General features: G+C 49.3%; 14 protein-coding genes. 4 read left to right on the top strand and 10 right to left on the bottom strand.

Features of this window, described 5'->3' with window-relative positions:
• Window positions 1–3: 3 nt before the first annotated feature.
• From ftsL to mraZ, 3 genes are read right to left on the bottom strand one after another with little or no spacing between them, the layout of a single operon-like run.
• Window positions 4–318 carry a cell division protein FtsL gene (ftsL, locus tag L2713_RS16865; protein WP_011624304.1) on the bottom strand — a complete coding sequence of 105 codons (315 nt, stop codon included), beginning with the start codon at window positions 316–318 and terminating at the stop codon, window positions 4–6.
• A gap of 12 nt (window positions 319–330) precedes the next feature.
• Window positions 331–1,272 (bottom strand): 16S rRNA (cytosine(1402)-N(4))-methyltransferase RsmH, encoded by a 942-nt coding sequence (rsmH, locus tag L2713_RS16860; RefSeq protein ID WP_248968662.1) that lies wholly within the window; start codon window positions 1,270–1,272, stop codon window positions 331–333.
• A 30-nt stretch (window positions 1,273–1,302) separates the two neighbouring features.
• Entirely contained in the window at window positions 1,303–1,761 is a 459-nt protein-coding gene (mraZ, locus tag L2713_RS16855) for a division/cell wall cluster transcriptional repressor MraZ (protein WP_011624920.1), read from the bottom strand.
• A gap of 517 nt (window positions 1,762–2,278) precedes the next feature.
• Here mraZ and L2713_RS16850 point away from each other — a divergent pair.
• The 3 genes from L2713_RS16850 (at window position 2,279) to L2713_RS16840 (ending at window position 4,475) form a co-directional block, all read left to right on the top strand.
• Complete coding sequence (locus L2713_RS16850; protein WP_248968661.1) at window positions 2,279–2,983, top strand: PepSY domain-containing protein; 705 nt, start codon at window positions 2,279–2,281, stop codon at window positions 2,981–2,983.
• Window positions 2,980–4,059 (top strand): PepSY domain-containing protein, encoded by a 1,080-nt coding sequence (locus tag L2713_RS16845; protein WP_248968660.1) that lies wholly within the window; start codon window positions 2,980–2,982, stop codon window positions 4,057–4,059. Before L2713_RS16850 ends, L2713_RS16845 begins: the two co-directional genes overlap by 4 nt.
• Before the next feature lie 95 nt (window positions 4,060–4,154).
• The gene (locus tag L2713_RS16840) at window positions 4,155–4,475 is read left to right on the top strand and encodes a hypothetical protein (protein WP_086903071.1); all 321 of its coding nucleotides are present in this window, start codon (window positions 4,155–4,157) and stop codon (window positions 4,473–4,475) included.
• 68 nt (window positions 4,476–4,543) lie between these two features.
• Here L2713_RS16840 and glpK read toward each other — a convergent pair whose 3' ends face one another.
• The 6 genes from glpK to leuA all read right to left on the bottom strand — a co-directional run bounded on the left by glpK (window position 4,544) and on the right by leuA (window position 12,859).
• Window positions 4,544–6,028 (bottom strand): glycerol kinase GlpK, encoded by a 1,485-nt coding sequence (gene glpK, locus L2713_RS16835; RefSeq protein ID WP_248968659.1) that lies wholly within the window; start codon window positions 6,026–6,028, stop codon window positions 4,544–4,546.
• Window positions 6,029–6,216: 188 nt separating this feature from the next.
• Window positions 6,217–7,563 (bottom strand): outer membrane protein transport protein, encoded by a 1,347-nt coding sequence (locus L2713_RS16830; RefSeq protein WP_248968658.1) that lies wholly within the window; start codon window positions 7,561–7,563, stop codon window positions 6,217–6,219.
• A 527-nt stretch (window positions 7,564–8,090) separates the two neighbouring features.
• Window positions 8,091–8,696 (bottom strand): 3-isopropylmalate dehydratase small subunit, encoded by a 606-nt coding sequence (gene leuD / locus L2713_RS16825; RefSeq protein ID WP_248968657.1) that lies wholly within the window; start codon window positions 8,694–8,696, stop codon window positions 8,091–8,093.
• 24 nt (window positions 8,697–8,720) lie between these two features.
• Window positions 8,721–10,145: a 3-isopropylmalate dehydratase large subunit gene (leuC, locus tag L2713_RS16820; RefSeq protein WP_248968656.1), complete on the bottom strand. Its 1,425-nt coding sequence runs from the start codon at window positions 10,143–10,145 to the stop codon at window positions 8,721–8,723.
• Entirely contained in the window at window positions 10,145–11,239 is a 1,095-nt protein-coding gene (gene leuB / locus L2713_RS16815; protein ID WP_248968655.1) for a 3-isopropylmalate dehydrogenase, read from the bottom strand. Before leuB ends, leuC begins: the two co-directional genes overlap by 1 nt.
• 51 nt (window positions 11,240–11,290) lie before the next feature.
• Window positions 11,291–12,859, bottom strand: coding sequence for a 2-isopropylmalate synthase (gene leuA / locus L2713_RS16810; RefSeq protein WP_011624315.1), 1,569 nt, complete (start codon window positions 12,857–12,859; stop codon window positions 11,291–11,293).
• Window positions 12,860–13,356: 497 nt separating this feature from the next.
• Between leuA and L2713_RS16805 the strand changes: the two genes are divergently transcribed.
• Window positions 13,357–15,144 carry a hypothetical protein gene (locus tag L2713_RS16805; RefSeq protein WP_248968654.1) on the top strand — a complete coding sequence of 596 codons (1,788 nt, stop codon included), beginning with the start codon at window positions 13,357–13,359 and terminating at the stop codon, window positions 15,142–15,144.
• Here the strand turns inward: L2713_RS16805 and recQ are convergent.
• Window positions 15,126–16,949, bottom strand: coding sequence for a DNA helicase RecQ (gene recQ, locus L2713_RS16800; RefSeq protein ID WP_248968653.1), 1,824 nt, complete (start codon window positions 16,947–16,949; stop codon window positions 15,126–15,128). The genes L2713_RS16805 and recQ overlap by 19 nt on opposite strands.
• Window positions 16,950–17,142 lie beyond the last annotated feature (193 nt).

Below are 17,142 nucleotides of genomic sequence, written 5' to 3'. Positions count from 1 at the left end.
TGTTCACGGCACCTTTACCACAACTTCTTCGCTGGGTAAGGGTCGACTCATGTTGAGATCCTTTGATGCAATCCGCGTGATCCGGCTGTGCTCGGTCTGGGATTGCTCTTCCAATAATAAATTGCGCCACTCGATATCTAATCTGTCACGCTCCTGCAGCAGCTGATCCCATTGGGTGGTGAGCTTACGGCTCACATGGCTGGTATAGACCACAGCCACAGCATTACTGAGCACGAGCAGTGCGAGTAACAAGATCCATTTGTGTTGCCACAGGTCGTTTAATACTATCCGTGGCAGATTTAATGAGGGCTTACTCACTTTGTTTGCCCTCTAGTAATCTAATCGCTCGGCAATGCGTAACACTGAGCTACGCGCTCTGGCATTGCGTTCAATTTCCTCATCGGAAGGCATAATCGCCTTACCAATGGCGCGCAATTTACGCGACTTGTTAATTTGATCTTCGGTGATTGGCAGACCGTGGGGCACGCTCTCACCTTGGCTATGGCGACGAATAAAACGTTTTACGATGCGATCTTCCAGTGAATGGAAGCTGATAATCGATAAACGTCCCTGTGGCGCCAGTACGGTTAATGCACCTTCAAGCGCTTGATCAATTTGATCTAATTCACTGTTGATATAGATACGGATCGCCTGAAACACCCGAGTAGCAGGGTGTTTGTTGCGCTCTTTATTTTTAGTGATCCGCGCAATTAAATCGGCTAAATCTTTGGTGCGTAAAAACGGGGTTTTATCACGGTCAGCCGCAATACAACGGGCAATATGGCGCGCGTTTTTCTCTTCACCATAGGTTTTGAATACCCACGCCATGTCTTCAATTTCGGCGCGCGCTAACCACTGAGCCGCCGTTTCGCCTTGGCTATTGTCCATGCGCATATCGAGCGGACCATCGCGCAGGAAACTAAAGCCACGTTCGGCATCATCGAGCTGCGGAGAAGACACGCCTAAGTCGAGTAACACACCATCAATCTTGCCAACCAGACCAAGCTCTTCGACGTAATCTGCTAACTGGCCAAAACCGCCATGTACAATTTGAAAACGGGGATCATCGGCGAATTGTTTAGCCGCTTCAATGGCTTGAGGGTCACGATCGATCGCAATCAGACGTCCATTTTCACCCAATTTTTGCAGTACTTGTCTTGAATGACCACCGCGGCCGAACGTGCCATCGATATAGATGCCATCGTCTTTGATGTTCAAACCGCCTACCGTTTCTTCGAGCAGAACGGATAAATGGGCAAATTCTTGACTCATTACTCTCTTCTTATTTAGTTATGCGACTCGTTAGAGTGAAAAATCCGCCAGACGCTCGTTATTCGCGAGCTCCTCGCTTCGAATCGTTTCCTGACACTCATCAATTTGCTGCAGCCAAGCTTGCTCGTCCCACAGCTCAAACTTGTTTAACTGTCCCACCAGCATGATGCGCTTATCTAAATTGGCGTATTGCCTTAGCGGCGGTGGCAGTAATATGCGCCCGTTGCCATCGAGTTCTACCTCATGGGCATAACCCAGCAACATGCGCTTAAGGGACCGTTGGGTTTTGTCGGTATCTGAAAGCTTGAGTAACTTAGCTTCGATCAATTCCCACTCGTGGAGGGGATAAAGGAGTAAACACGCAGATTGAATATCGACTGTGATGACGATGCGGCCTTGGTGCTCTAGCTGCAAAGGTTCGCGGTATCGCACTGGAATAGCGATCCGTCCCTTTGTATCTAAGTTGATAGCACTGGCTCCACGAAACACGCTAATTCATCCTATCCTTTGATTTTTGATCCACAAATATCCACTATTTCCCACAAATGCTAAGTTTAGGGATAGTAGACAAGCATTGTCAAGGGATGGGATCCTTTTATAAAGCCAGTCGGCAAGCGGGTTAGCAGCATGTTGAGCCCATCACTTAGCGACAAAGTTTTGACAAAAAGATCAGCTGAAAATCGGCTAAACGGCGAAAACCACGGGAATATAAAGCGAACAAAAAAGCAGCAGCCTTTTGCTTTCAGGGAGTTGCAATGAAATATTTGCCATAGGGTTTCTGTAAATATGGGATTTTCCCGAGTGAAAAATCACACTGGACTCACAAGGGGCAACAAAATAGACTCATTTTTTACATTCGCATTGGCTTATAGAGCGTCAATTTCCAGCATAAATCGCTGAAATTTTATTTTCAGTTGCGGATTTATTCTGCAATTTAGGGATGCCTTTATTTCACGATTGCGAGGAAGATCAAAACTCCCGCGGGACTAACTCAAAGAATAACGCTATGAAAGCTACTCAAATCCGAACCTGGCACAAGTGGTTTGCGCTGCTTACCGCGATTCAATTGCTGCTTTGGTTAGCCACCGGCGCTTATATGGTGTGGATGGATATCGAATTTATTCGCGGTAAGCCACTGGTAAACAAAGCAAACACGGCTATGTATCAAGTAGATGCTCCCGCCTTCAGCTTTACTGACTTTATCAAAGCACATCCCGACGCAACGGATATCAGTTTGTACGCGAATCAAGGCAGACTCTACTATCGCGCTAATGTCGCGGGAAAATTGCAGCGCTTTAGCAGTGAGACGGGTAAAGTATTACCGCTGCTCGATAAACAACAGGCGCTCGACGCCGCACAGCGAGTCTATACGGGTCAGGCTAAATTTATCGGCTCGACATTCATTGAGCAGAACGCTCCGAGTGAAATCCCTGCTCGCGCACTCCCCGTTTGGCAACTGGCGTTAGACGATGCCATGCATTCGACGCTTTATGTTTCAGCAATAACCGGACAGCTCGTCACAGTCCGCCATGATTATTGGCGACTCTTCGATGTGATGTGGATGCTGCACATCATGGACTACGAGACCCGAGAGAATGTAAATAATCCTTTACTCACACTGATGAGCTGTCTCACCTTGTTGACGGCACTCTTTGGTATCACATTGACTTATATCAGTTTTAGAGCCAAACATCGTGAGGAGCGAGTATGAGCCTCCCGACACTTCGCCATACCTGCACCAATGTCACCAAACATCCCATTAGCCTAGTATTGCAAACCGTACATAAGTGGCTGGGACTTATCGTTGGCCTGCAATTATTAATTTGGGTCGTGACAGGACTCGCCTTTAACCTGATTGACGAGCAATTTCTGGATGCAAACCCATATCGCACCACGCATAAAACCGCGAGTCCCACCACTGCACTCGCCCCCACTGCTAGTCTGCAGCAACAATATCAAGCAGAAGGCATTATCGAACTTAAGCTAACCTCAGTGCTCGAACGCGGCGTATATGCGCTCACCACAACTCAACAAACTCGCTGGTTTTGGGCGGACTCACTCCAACCGCTATCCTTGAGTGATGCCGAGATACTCGCTATTGCCAAACAGAGTTACTCAGGCTCAGGTGAACTCAGCGCACCGCAAATCCTCACCCACGAAACGCCATTCGACGCCAGTGGCCCAATTGCTATGCTGACAGCCGCGGACGAAGTTGGAACGCGGATTTATATCGATACCGCTTCGGGGGCGGTTCTGGCCCACCAAAATCGCCAATCGGATCTCAAGGATCTGCTCTTTATGCTGCATTTTATGGATTACGCTCCCCATAATGGCATTGGTTTTAATCACTTATTGGTACAAGTTGTCAGCATTGCCGCGCTGTTGTTAGGTCTTTCGGGGATTTACATCCTTGGGCATAAATTCCATCAAGGTCAGTTATCGCTGCCGTTCTTGAGGCGCAAAACCGCCATAGGAAAACTGACGCTTTTTACTCAAGACGCTCAGCTTCTTACCGAATTGTCTGACCTTAGTGGCAGCTATTTAGAAAGCATTAATCGAGAGAGCGAAAGATTAAGAACCCAATGCGGTGGTGGCGGACGCTGCGGCCTGTGTAAACTCAGGTTTGTCGAGCAGGCGCCCAGCCCCAATGATTATGATCTGGATAAACTCACCGCCGCTGAGCTAGCACAAGGTATTCGCCTAAGCTGCCAACACGAGGCGCATCCTAGCAAACTGGAGTTAGTCACCAAAGCCCAGCACAGATATTGGCCACAGTCCAAGCACTAGAGAGTGTCGCGCACAGGCTTAAATCGGCGTATAGTCTAAATATTAAGCAGTTCCCGCCGATAAAAGGTTAAGTGGTCATAAACCAAGGAGGCGCTATGAGTGGATTGGACAGTCTTTACGCTATGCTGGCACAGCCAGTAAAACCCGTATTAACCCCCAAACGGGTCGTCGATCAGGTGAGCGGTGCGACTGCTAATGCGCCCGATAGCCATGAAACCCCGCAGTCACAATTGCCCCCAACGCTAGATGTTAAAGTCAGGGAAAGGCGCAAAAACGACAACGCCAGTCGTAATAAAAAGCGCCGCGCATCGGACAAACAGCAAGATTTAAAAGAAGGTGTGGTGCTCGAAGTCACTGACGATACCGCTGACACAGCACAATCGTCCAGCAAGCACATCATCGACATCGAAGTTTAACTTACTGCGATTAAATGAATAAGGCGCAACCTCAGGGTGCGCCTTATGTGTTTCAAACCTAAAAGAAACTAAGAACGGGTTCTAGCCACCGCATCTTGCCAGCCCGCATATAACAACTCCCTTTGACTCGCATCAATATTCGGTTTGAAGTGTTTATCGATACAGGCCTTATGCTCAAGTTCGGTCACTGAGGTCCAAAAACCAACCGCAAGACCTGCTAAAAAGGCTGCGCCAAGCGCAGTGGTCTCACACACGCTCGGCCTTAGGACTTCAACGTCGGTGATATCCGCTTGAAATTGCATGAGGAAGTCATTAGCAACCGCGCCGCCATCGACCTTAAGGGATTTAAGCCGCTCACCACTGTCCTTAATCATGGCATCGAGCAAATCCTTACTCTGGTAGGCAATCGACTCCAACGCCGCGCGGATAATATGATTACGGTTGGCGCCACGCGTTAACCCAAACAGTGCGCCACGGGCATTAGGATCCCAATAGGGAGCGCCAAGTCCGACAAAGGCTGGCACTAAATACACGCCATTGGTATCCGCAACTTTAGAGGCAAAATATTCGGTATCGCTGGCATCGCGAATCAATCCCAGCTCATCCCGCAACCATTGAATCGTCGCGCCGCCCATAAATACAGATCCTTCGAGGGCGTAGTTCACTTCACCTTGGGCGCCTACCGCTACTGTGGTTAATAATCCATGGGATGAACGTACGGCTTTATTGCCTGTATTCATTAATAAAAAGCAGCCAGTGCCATAAGTGTTTTTGGCCATTCCCGGCTCAACACAAAGCTGACCAAAGAGCGCCGCCTGTTGATCGCCCGCGATCCCCGCGAGTGGAATTTCACTGCCCTCACCAGCAATACGGGTTGTACCATAGACACTGCAGGAAGGTTTCACCTCGGGCAACATGGCCGCAGGAATATCGAGCGCCTCGAGCAGTGTTGTGTCCCAACTTAGGCTGTGAATATTAAACAGCAGCGTGCGGGCGGCATTGGTGGGATCGGTCACATGCACTTTGCCTTCGGTGAGTTTCCACAGCAACCAAGTATCGACCGTGCCGAATAAGAGTTCGCCTCGTTTGGCCTTCGCGCGCGCATCCGGCACATTATCGAGGATCCATTTGATCTTAGTGCCTGAAAAATAAGGGTCGAGCAGGAGTCCCGTATTCTCCCGCACATAATCTTCTAAGCCTTGCGCCTTGAGTTGCTCACAGATTTCTGAGCTACGGCGACACTGCCACACAATGGCATTGTAGACGGGCTTGCCTGTGGCCTTTTCCCAGATAATGGTGGTTTCGCGCTGATTGGTGATACCAATGGCCGCCACTTCATCGCTGTGAATACCCGCTCTGGCGAGGGATTCGATTAACACCGAACTTTGGCTCGCCCAGATCTCCATTGGATCATGCTCCACCCAGCCGGGGTTTGGATAAAGCTGGGTAAACTCCCGCTGTGACACACTGACAATATTGGCATCGTGGTCAAACACAATCGCCCGTGAGCTGGTTGTGCCTTGGTCTAAAGCCACTACATATTTTTTCTGCACACGCCTATCCTATTTACCCTGCACCCAATTGATATGGCGCAGAACATAATGCTCCATTGATTATGCTCTGAATATATTCCCAATTGGCCGCCATGACCAGCCAACATCGGGCAAATGCGTATCAGGCCACGTGCTGTTAGGCACAAAAAAGCCCTGAAGATTCAGGGCTTTTTCATCGAGCTGGATGCTTACATCTTGTAGCTCATTTGGATACCGGCTAACCAAACATCACCGCTCGCTTCACCGTTGAAGCTTACTGTGGCGAGGTTTAGCAGATTTTGCTGCTCGTTGATTGGCGCATCACCAGTAGCACGGATATAGGTCAGTGCGAAATCAACATTCAGGTTTTTAGTCGCCTGATAACCAGCACCGACAGAGAACCACAGACGGTCTGAGTCAGGGATAGTCGTGGTACGCCACTCATCGGCTGCAGCCGTTTTGTCTAAGGCCACACCCGCACGCACTAACCATTCATTGTTCACTTGGTAGGTCGTACCTAAGGCAAAGCGCCAGTTATCTTCAAAGTTTTCTTCTTTCACTAAGTCAGATTCTAAGCCGCCCTTTGGTTTAACTTCACCAGGGAAGTAAGCCACTAACTGATCGAATACGCTCCAATCGGTCCAGTTAACGCTGGCATGCATTGCCCAATTATCCGTTAATTGGTGATAAGACGACAGCTCGGCAAACGCAGGCAGTTCAAGTGGAATATAACCTTCAATCGACAGATTTTGGCCACCATCGTAAATCACACCAGAAGCGTGACCATCTAACTCAAACTTAACGCCGCTGTGATAGGCTAAACCCACGCGGTTGGCTGGGTTGATTTGCCAGCTAGTCCCGAGTTGCCAACCGTAGCCAATGTCGTCGCCCTTCATGCTTTTCAGCTCAGTGCCACCCGGCGGTAACATTGCAGATACTTGTGCAGGTAAACTGGGTTTGATGCTATCTACCCAGCCAGGTAAAGAAGCACCGATTTCACCTTCACCATAAACGATACGTACACCACCACCAACGCTGACAGCATCATTCACGCGGTAAGCGATGTTAGGGTTGAACTCAACTGTAGTAACGGCAGTTTTATTACCAAAAATCGCCGCGGCGTGAGTTTTAGGTAACTCGGTTGACAGACCATAGTTAGAGTTAACGGCCAGACCCCAAGTCCATTGGTCATTTAACTGATTGGAATAGTAGAAGTTAGGCACTAATGCATCATCAGCCACATCGATGGCATCGCCGTTCATCACGATTGGATTTGGGCCAAGTAATGGCGAGCTTAGGCTCACATCACCTTTAACATCCACGTTAGGCATAACATAGATACCACCAGCAGACAGCTGACGACCTTCTAAATAGGTCAGCATCGCTGGGTTGCGCCCCTGAACTGAAGCGTTATCGGCAATTGCGGCTTCACCGGCGAAGGCGCGGCCTAAGCCAGTCGCTGAGTATTCGGCCAGTTGGAAACCCGCTGCATGGACTTGAGTCGTTGTGCTTAATAAGGCTGTAGTCACAGCCAAAGTCAGAAGACGTTTTTGCATTGTTATTCTCAGAAAATATTATTGTTATCTGTGCCAGTAACTTGGTCACAATGGCGTTCACACAAAATAGAGCAAACACTCCAGATTGAATGCAGGGGAGTTTACCGATGCAGAAGATGTTTGCAACAAGCGGGAATAAAACAGATAAAAAAACTAGTTATTAAAAGACATTCAATATTTTTAGTGAGACAAATCACTTTTAAAACAAGAAAATCCAGCAAAAATCTAGCAAACTATTTGCTGAGCATATTTTAATGCAGATAATAAAAACTGAAAAATAAATTTAAAAACAAATAATTAATGTCAAAATACACTATAAACACTTGTAAGCCATTTTAATCATTAAAATTCAGCATAAATCACTATGATTTATTTTGATTGCGACACAAGGAATGCCAGCCTTACTTTAATCCAATAAATACAATACATTATTGTTAGGCAATTAAACGTGGATAACAAAAACGCCTAGTTTTCGAACTAGGCGTTTAAGATTAACTTACGTTAAGGTACAAGTGTTCGCCGAATGCTTAGCGGCGCCAGCTAGGAATGTTTGCTTCGTACTCACCTATCTGCGTCCCGTGGGACAAGGTCAATCCAATGGCATCTAAGCCATTCAGCAATTTATGTCGCGCCGACTCGGCCAGTGTAAAATTAAACTCAGCTCCCGAAGGCGATGTCACCTTGCAAGTCGTTAAGTCCACAGTGATTTGTGCGCCTTCTTCGCTCGCCACCTCATCCATTAACTGACGCACTTCGTTCGCACTTAACTTCACCGGCAACAAACCGTTGTTGATGGAGTTTCCATAAAAAATATCGGCAAAGCTCGGGGCAATAATGGCGCGCAGGCCAAAATCCGCCAGTGCCCATGGTGCATGCTCACGGCTAGAGCCACAGCCGAAGTTTTCCTGTGCCAGCAGAATCGACGCACCGCTGTAGCGAGGTTTGTTTAGAGTGAAATCAGGATTAGGCACATCCCCGGCATCATCGAGATAACGCCAGTCGTGGAATAAGTGCACACCGAATCCATCCCGCGTCACCTTAGATAAAAATTGCTTTGGGATAATTTGATCGGTATCGATATTGGCGCTGTCGATCATGACCGCAAGCCCGGTATGGCTAGTAAAAGGTTGCATTAACTTCTCCTCTTGGGATTACGGTTAGTAAGGTTTACGGATATCGACAAAATGCCCTGCAATTGCCGCCGCAGCCGCCATCGCTGGACTCACCAAATGGGTGCGACTACCACGACCTTGGCGCCCTTCGAAGTTACGGTTACTGGTCGAGGCGCAGCGATCGCCCGCTTCTAACCTGTCATCGTTCATCGCCAAACACATAGAACAGCCCGGTAAACGCCATTCAAATCCGGCCTCGATAAAAATTTTATCTAAACCTTCTGCCTCGGCCTGCGCCTTCACTTGGCCAGAGCCAGGTACTACGATTGCCGTAACACCCGACGCCACTTTACGCCCTTTGGCCTGTTTCGCCGCGCTGCGTAAATCTTCAATCCGCGAGTTAGTGCAAGAACCAATAAAGACTTTATTAATCGCGACGTCTGTCATCGGCGTGCCTGCGGTCAAGCCGATATAATCCAGCGCTTTTTCCATGCTGGCGCGAATCGTTGGATTTGCCTCATCGGCAGGATTAGGCACAGGCGCATCGATGGCAACCACTTGTCCGGGGTTGGTGCCCCAAGTCAATTGTGGCGCGATATCGGCCGCATCCAACACGACGGTGGCATCAAACTCAGCGCCAACATCGGTTTTCAGCGCCTTCCAGGCGGCGACGGCCTCTGCCCAATCTTCGCCCTTTGGTGCAAACTCACGACCTTCTAGGTAATCGAAAGTGGTTTGATCCGGCGCAACCATGCCCGCCTTAGCGCCCATTTCAATCGCCATATTGCAGACAGTCATGCGCCCTTCCATCGACAGCGCTTCAATGGCCTCACCACAAAACTCAACTACATAGCCAGTACCGCCATCCATACCAATCTTACCGATAATCGCCAGTACGATATCTTTCGCGGTGACGCCATCGGTGACCTGACCACGAACTTCGATTTTCATGGTCTTGGCTTTTAATTGGCGCAGGGTTTGCGTCGCCAGTACATGTTCCACCTCGGAAGTGCCGATACCGAAAGCCAAGGCGCCAAAGGCACCGTGAGTCGCCGTATGGGAATCACCGCACACAATGACAGTGCCGGGTAAGGTAATGCCAAGCTCAGGCCCCATCACATGCACAATCCCTTGATTAGGATGGTGAATGTCATATAAGCGCACGCCGAAGTCTTTACAGTTTTGTGCCAAGGTCTCGACCTGAGTGCGTGCCATCGGGCTTAAGGCATCGAGACTGGCACTGCGTGTTGACGTGTTGTGATCCATGGTCGCGAAGGTTTTTTCTGGGGCGCGTAACTTACGTCCCGCCACTTTTAAGCCACTAAAGGCTTGAGGCGATGTCACTTCATGAACCAAATGTCTGTCGACATAAATGATCGGCGCTTCGCCCTCTGGGGTGGCCACAACGTGGGCATCCCACACTTTTTGATACAGGGTTTTCGGAGCGATTGATGTTGAAGGAGTCGTCATTACACACCTGCCTTAACTGCATCGGCGATAAAGTCGCCCATTTCGACTGTCGATTTGGCCTTATGGCGTTGGTCGCTACTTAATAGCTCACCGGTTAAATAGCCAGAATTCAGCGCTTTACTTACTGCACGTTCGATCGCGCTTGCCGCCTCTTCTTGCTTTAAGCTGTGGCGCAGCATCAGTGCCGCCGACAGAATTTGTGCAATCGGGTTAGCGATGCCCTTACCCGCGATATCCGGCGCGCTGCCACCAGCGGGTTCAAACAAACCAAAGCCAGTGCTATTCATGCTCGCCGAAGACAACAAGCCCATGGAGCCGGTCAACATGGCGATTTCGTCCGATAGAATGTCGCCAAACAAGTTAGAGCACAGCATGACGTCAAACTCATCGGGGCGGCGCAGCAACTGCATAGTCGCGTTGTCGATATAGATGTGTTCCAGTTCAACATCGGGGAAGTCCACCGCCACTTCTTCTACCACTTGGCGCCACAGTACTGAGCAAGCTAAGACGTTTGCCTTGTCGACCGAAGTGACTTTTTTACGGCGGCCGCGGGCGGCTTCAAAGGCTATGCGGGCGATACGGGCAATCTCACGGCGGCTATAACGCATGGTATCGAAGGCTTCTTCGCTCTCACCTTCACCTTGGCGCCCCTTAGGTTTACCAAAGTAGATCCCACCCGTTAACTCACGCACGCAGAGAACATCGAAGCCTCTAGCGGAAATATCGCTGCGCAGCGGTGACATATGTTCTAAACCATTATGCAATTTAGCTGGGCGCAGGTTACAAAACAGTTCGAAGTGACCCCGTAGCGGCAACAGAGCACCACGCTCGGGCTGTTCATTGGGCGGCAGTTTCTCCCATTTAGGGCCACCGACAGAGCCGAACAGAATGGCATCGGCCGCCTCGCAGCCCTTCAGTGTTGCCTCAGGCAATGGACAACCATGATTGTCGATGGCGATACCGCCGACATCATATTCAGTGTATTCAATATTAAGACCAAAACGTGCCTCAACCGCCTTTAACACCTTACGCGCCTCGGCCATCACTTCTGGCCCAATACCATCCCCGGCTAATACTGCAATTTGATAACTCATACGCCCGCTCACTCCTTCAATGTGAAAACTTTATGCTCGATATCGCTTGGGCTATACGCCGCCCAGCTCTCTGTTTTTATGCATATTCTGTTTGTAATCTGCGACCTTATCGGCGCGGCATGTGAGGTTCATCACGTGCACTAACGCACGGGCTGATGCCTCAACCACGTCGGTCGCTAACCCGACACCGTGGAAATTTTGCTCATGGTAAACCGCGGTAATGTCGACTTGACCCAAGGCATTTTGTCCCTCGCCCTTGGCGCCCAATTTATAGCTGATGATATCGATACGACGGTCCGTCGCACGGGCAATGGCGTTATAGGCGGCATCGACGGGACCATTACCAGTCGCGGCTTCGGTTTTAATTTCACCGCCGACATCGATGCGCACTGTTGCCGTGGCAACGCCTTCGGTGGAGTCGGACTGCACCACTAACTGCTGTAATTGATAGAAGTTATCTTCCGCCGCTTGTGCTTCCATAAAGGCTAAGGCTTCTAAGTCGTAATCGAAGACTTGGCCCTTTTTATCGGCCAAATGTAAAAACTGTTCGTACAGGGCGTCCAGATTGTAATCCTGCTCACTGTAGCCCATTTCCTCCATGCGATGCTTAATCACATGGCGGCCGGAGCGCGAGGTCATATTCAGGTTGTTACGGTTTAGGCCGATACTCTCTGGCGTCATGATTTCATAGGTATTTTGCGCCTTTAACATGCCATCTTGGTGAATACCCGAAGAGTGAGTAAAGGCATTGGCGCCCACAATCGCCTTATTCGACTGAATCGGCATATTGCACAACTGGCTGACTAGATTCGACGTGCGGTGGATCTCCTTAGCATTGATCCCAGTTTCAACTCCCAGCAGATTCTTACGCGTCGCTAAGATCATCGCGATTTCTTCGAGGGAGCAGTTACCCGCACGCTCACCAATACCGTTCATGGTACATTCGATTTGGCGAGCGCCATGCTGCACGGCAGTAATCGAATTGGCTACCGACATGCCTAAGTCATCGTGGCAGTGAACCGAAATAATGGCTTGGTCGATATTCGGTACGCGATTAAACAGGGTTTGAATAATGCCCCCAAACTCGCTTGGCACTGTGTAACCCACAGTATCTGGGATATTGATGGTGCGAGCCCCCGCATGAATCGCCGCTTCCACCATACGGCATAGGTTATCGATTGGCGTGCGTCCCGCATCTTCGCAGGAAAACTCCACATCATCAGTAAACCTACGGGCATATTTCACCGCGCCCACCGCCATCTCCAACACTTGCTCGAATGAGCGCTTTAACTTGCTCTCCACATGGATGGTGGATGTGGAGATAAAGGTATGAATACGGAACTGTTCGGCAACGGACAATGCCTGCGCGGCGGCATCGATATCCTTTTCCAAGGCGCGGGATAAGGCGCACACACGGCTATTTTTGATGGTACGGGCAATGGTCTGTACCGACTCAAAATCACCGGGTGACGACACAGGGAACCCCACTTCCATCACATCCACACCGAGACGTTCTAACGCCATGGCAATCTGTAACTTTTCTTTGACCGACAGGCTTGCCGCTAACGCCTGCTCGCCATCACGTAAGGTGGTATCAAATATAATTACTCTGTTAGACATCTCGTTTCTCCATGGAACGTCACCGTTCATTATTTAACTTTTGCCGTATTCAGATACAAAAAAACCCCGCAACATTGGTGCGGGGTTTGTGAATGCTTTGCCTATCTATCGAGCGAGCAACACTAAGACCTCCGCGTTTGTGGCGCGAGAGAGAGAAGGAGGAGGTCGAGTTTGCTGCTAATTCTATTCATTTAAATTAAATATTTATTCTATTGGCTCAAAATGAGGACGGTTAATATTTAACTCGCTTGCCTAAGTGTGTCAACCCCAATTTTTTTCATGTTCTACGAGTTATTTGCTGCAAAATAGCAAAACAGGGGGATTAACCGTCACACTTAACCCGATTAATCCCTTGTTGGTAGAGAAAAATCTACAAAATGCGACAACTCAAAATTTAAACAAAAAAATCATTTTTTATGCAAAAAAACCTTGATACACGTTATAATCCTCGCCCGCGGTTACGGATAGTTGAATCAATTTAGGGTATGGAGCAAAAAATGGATTTTCGTGTCTTAGCGCTAAGCCTGTTGTTATGGCTTTGCCCTTTATGGGTCAGTGCTAACGACCAGTTAGATTTGGATGCGCTCACTGAGCAAGTTTACCAGTATCCCACTAAGGCATTTGCGCAAATCACCGCTTTAGAAAAACTGCAAGAAACTGATAAATATAATGATATTAATAGACTCCGCCTTAGCATGCTCAAATGCCAAAGTTTGTTGCAACTAGGGGAAAATGAAGCCGCAATCAACCTTGCCCAGCTCGGCGAGGCCAGTGCTAAACAGCTAAAACTCGATCAGGCACGCCCCTATTTTCTGAATTGTCAGGCAGATGCCAATCTGAACTACGACAACATTCAAGAAGCCTTACCCCTACTCGACTCAGCTATTACCCTGGCCAGACGTTATCAGCAACCCCAAGCACTCATCGATGCACTCAGGCTCAGGGGCCAACTCGATACCAATACGGATAACTTTTCCTCCGCCATCGAAGATCTACGTATCGCTATTGACATCTATCCCGATATCAATTCGCAAACACAAAATTGGGTGTGGCCGCCACAGGCCTATATCTATGCTGCTATGGGGAACTTGCTCCATGCTACCAACGATTTTCCACAAGCCATGTATTACACTAGGCTGGCATTAAAAAGCGAAGATGCTAAAGGAAAAGTACGGCATGTACTGCTGCGCAACGCCGCTCGTATCGCGTTGGATAATGGCGAACGCGATTACAGCGACCAATTAGAAAAACAAGCCAAAACTCTGCTGCCAGAAATAGGTTCGCCACTCGAACTCGCGTATAGCTATGCCATTTTGGCATCGATCGCCCTCGATAAAGGGAAAATCGACACGGCCGAAGAATATATCTCGATTGCGATGAATACCTTTAAGCAACAAAACCAGCGGGTCGCTATGATGCGCTCGACCCGTTTGTTAGCTCAGGTTCGCTTTGCTCAGCATAGAGATGACGCCGCACTGACACTGATGGATTCCGCTATCGAACAAGCAGAAGCACTAAGACAATACTCTGATCTCAAATGGTTTTATGGCATTTTAAGCGATTATTACCAAACTCACGGCAACTACAAACTCGCCTATGAGTTTGTCCAAAAGCGTTTCGATGCCGCGGAGCAGGCCAACGAGTCGATGAATAACACTCGGATTTTGCAGTTCAAAGCCAGGTTAAATCAGCAAGGTTTACAGCAACTCAACGACGATGAACAACAACACCATAATGTCTCATTGTTGAGTGAACTCAATGTCGACTGGGCCTACAGCACACTATTTTTAGTCGCTATGGGGCTTCTCGGGGGCGCGATCTGGTATTTCATCGATAAACAAAATAACCGCGCGCCAGCGTCCGATACGACCTCCCCTGATCTTCCTCCACTGGAGCAACTTGAGCTGACACTGCACAGTGCCAAACAAGGGGCTTATCCGCTGTCATTATTGCTGTTTAATGCCAGTCAAATACGCCAAGTCGACCTGCCCCCCTTACTAGATAAGCTGCAAGACAAGCTACGTGAGCAGGACACACTGCTGCGTTATTCGATAGATGACATCGTTATTGTGCTGCCCTATACCTCTGCAGTCGGCGCACAGAAGGTCGTTAGCCAGATAACGCCGACCATCCAAATGTGGCAGGGTACGCACAAGGTGAACATTGGAATTGCGGTGATGCAGCAGTTTGATACTTTGGATTCTCTGGTGAAACGCGCCAGCATTAACCAGTTAGGCAAACTCAAGGTGAGTGATCCGCAAAGCGATTATTCCCCCGCTAAATAAGCGGCTATCTCATCGAGGAAATCGTCGCCAAATCGGCTGAGTTTGCGCTCACCGACCCCGTTAACGGCCAGCATCTCACCGGGACTGGTAGGCATCATGGCCGCCATTTCCGCTAAGGTCGCATCGTTAAACACCAAATAAGGCGGTACGTCCTGCTCCTCGGCAATCGTGCGACGTAGGGCTTTTAGCCTCGCAAACAGTTTGCGGTCGTAATTCAGCGGCGCCCGCGACTGAGTGACTTTGCGCTTAATGTTCGTCAGTTGAATGCGCGGCTCTGCCAACATTAGCGCCACCTCGCCCTTAAGGATCGGTCTTGCCGAAGGATTTAAGGTGATGGATGAGCCCCGAGTAATATCTTGGCTCGCCAGCCCCAAATGGATGAGCTGACGAATAACACTCAACCAATATTCATGGCTTTTGTCTTTGCCTATCCCCCAAGTGCTGAGTTTATCGTGCCCTCGGTCGACAATTGCGGCGCCCTTGGAGCCACGCAATACTTCAATCAAGTGATTGATACCAAAGCGTTGCCCGAGCCGATAAATGCAAGAAAGCACCTTCTGCGCATCCTCGGTGCCGTTATAACGTTTAGGTGGGTCGAGACAAATATCGCAGTTGCCGCAGGGCTCTAACGCGCTTTCATCGAAGTAATGCAGCAACACTTGACGGCGACAGGTTTGCGCCTCAGCAAATGCAGCCATGGTATTGAGTTTATGGAAATCCACCTGCTGCTGCGGCCCAGGCTCAGACTGTTCGATAAGATGGCGCACCCGACCAATATCGGCGGGGTCGAACAGCATAAAGGCTTCGGCCTCGAGTCCATCGCGGCCCGCTCGGCCGGTTTCTTGGTAATAGGCTTCGATGCTCTTAGGGATATCGTAATGCACCACAAAGCGCACGTTGGATTTGTTAATCCCCATGCCAAAGGCAACAGTAGCAACGACAATATCAATTTGATCTTTAAGGAAGCTATCCTGCACTTCACCGCGCTCTTGTGGCGTCATGCCCGCATGGTATGCCTTAGCATGAAACCCTTGCAGGGTGAGTCTTTCTGCCACCTCATCCACACGGCGTCGACTGCTGCAGTAGACAATGCCACTACTGCCATTTTGCTGCAGTAAAAACTGTCGTAATTGATTGGCGGCATTGAGTTTTTCGGCAACCGTATAGCGAATATTGGGTCGATCGAAACTCGATAATAATTTAAAAGGATTAATCCCTAGGCGCTCGCAAATATTTTGCCGTGTTGCCTGATCCGCTGTGGCGGTGAGCGCCATCATAGGCACATGGGGAAATAACTGCTTTAACTGGCCAAGGGCCGCATATTCGGGACGAAAATCGTGTCCCCATTGACTGATGCAGTGCGCCTCGTCAATGGCAAACATGGCTAGTGGCAGGGAGCGCATGCGCTCGATAAAATCGGCTGTCAGTAACCGCTCAGGAGACACATACAACAGTTTTAGCTCGCCTCGATGCAACTGCCTAAGCACCTCTAAACTTTGTTCCCGCGGCTGCGATGAGTTTAAATAGGCGGCATTGACCCCCGTCTGCAACAGGCTGTCGACCTGATCTTTCATCAATGAAATCAGCGGTGATACCACGATAGTGATGCCAGGCATCAGCAGTGCGGGCAACTGGTAACACAGACTCTTACCGCCGCCGGTGGGCATGATCACAAGGCAGTCCTCACCACTGCATACACGTTCGATAACCTCGCGCTGACCGTCCCTAAAGTCACGGTAACCAAACACCTGCGCTAGGCGGTGTGACAGCGGATCATCATGTATGTCGAGTAACTGAGTTTCCATGGATCTTCTAGCTAAAAAGTAAGGGCGCCTATTCTAAAGGACAGAATCGCTCCTGTCTTGCGCCATCTTGTCCAAACTGACCCACGCTAACAACCAGAGGATAGGCTTAGAGTGCTACCACGACTCATCACAACGCCTAAGACGATTTGCTCACACAAAGGCTTAAGTTGCATTAGCCATAGGCTTGGCTGTA

Origin of the sequence: Shewanella seohaensis, assembly GCF_023283775.1 — a bacterium.
In the GTDB taxonomy this organism is placed as follows: Bacteria; Pseudomonadota; Gammaproteobacteria; order Enterobacterales; family Shewanellaceae; genus Shewanella; species Shewanella seohaensis.
This window is presented reverse-complemented; position numbering and strand designations above follow the sequence as displayed.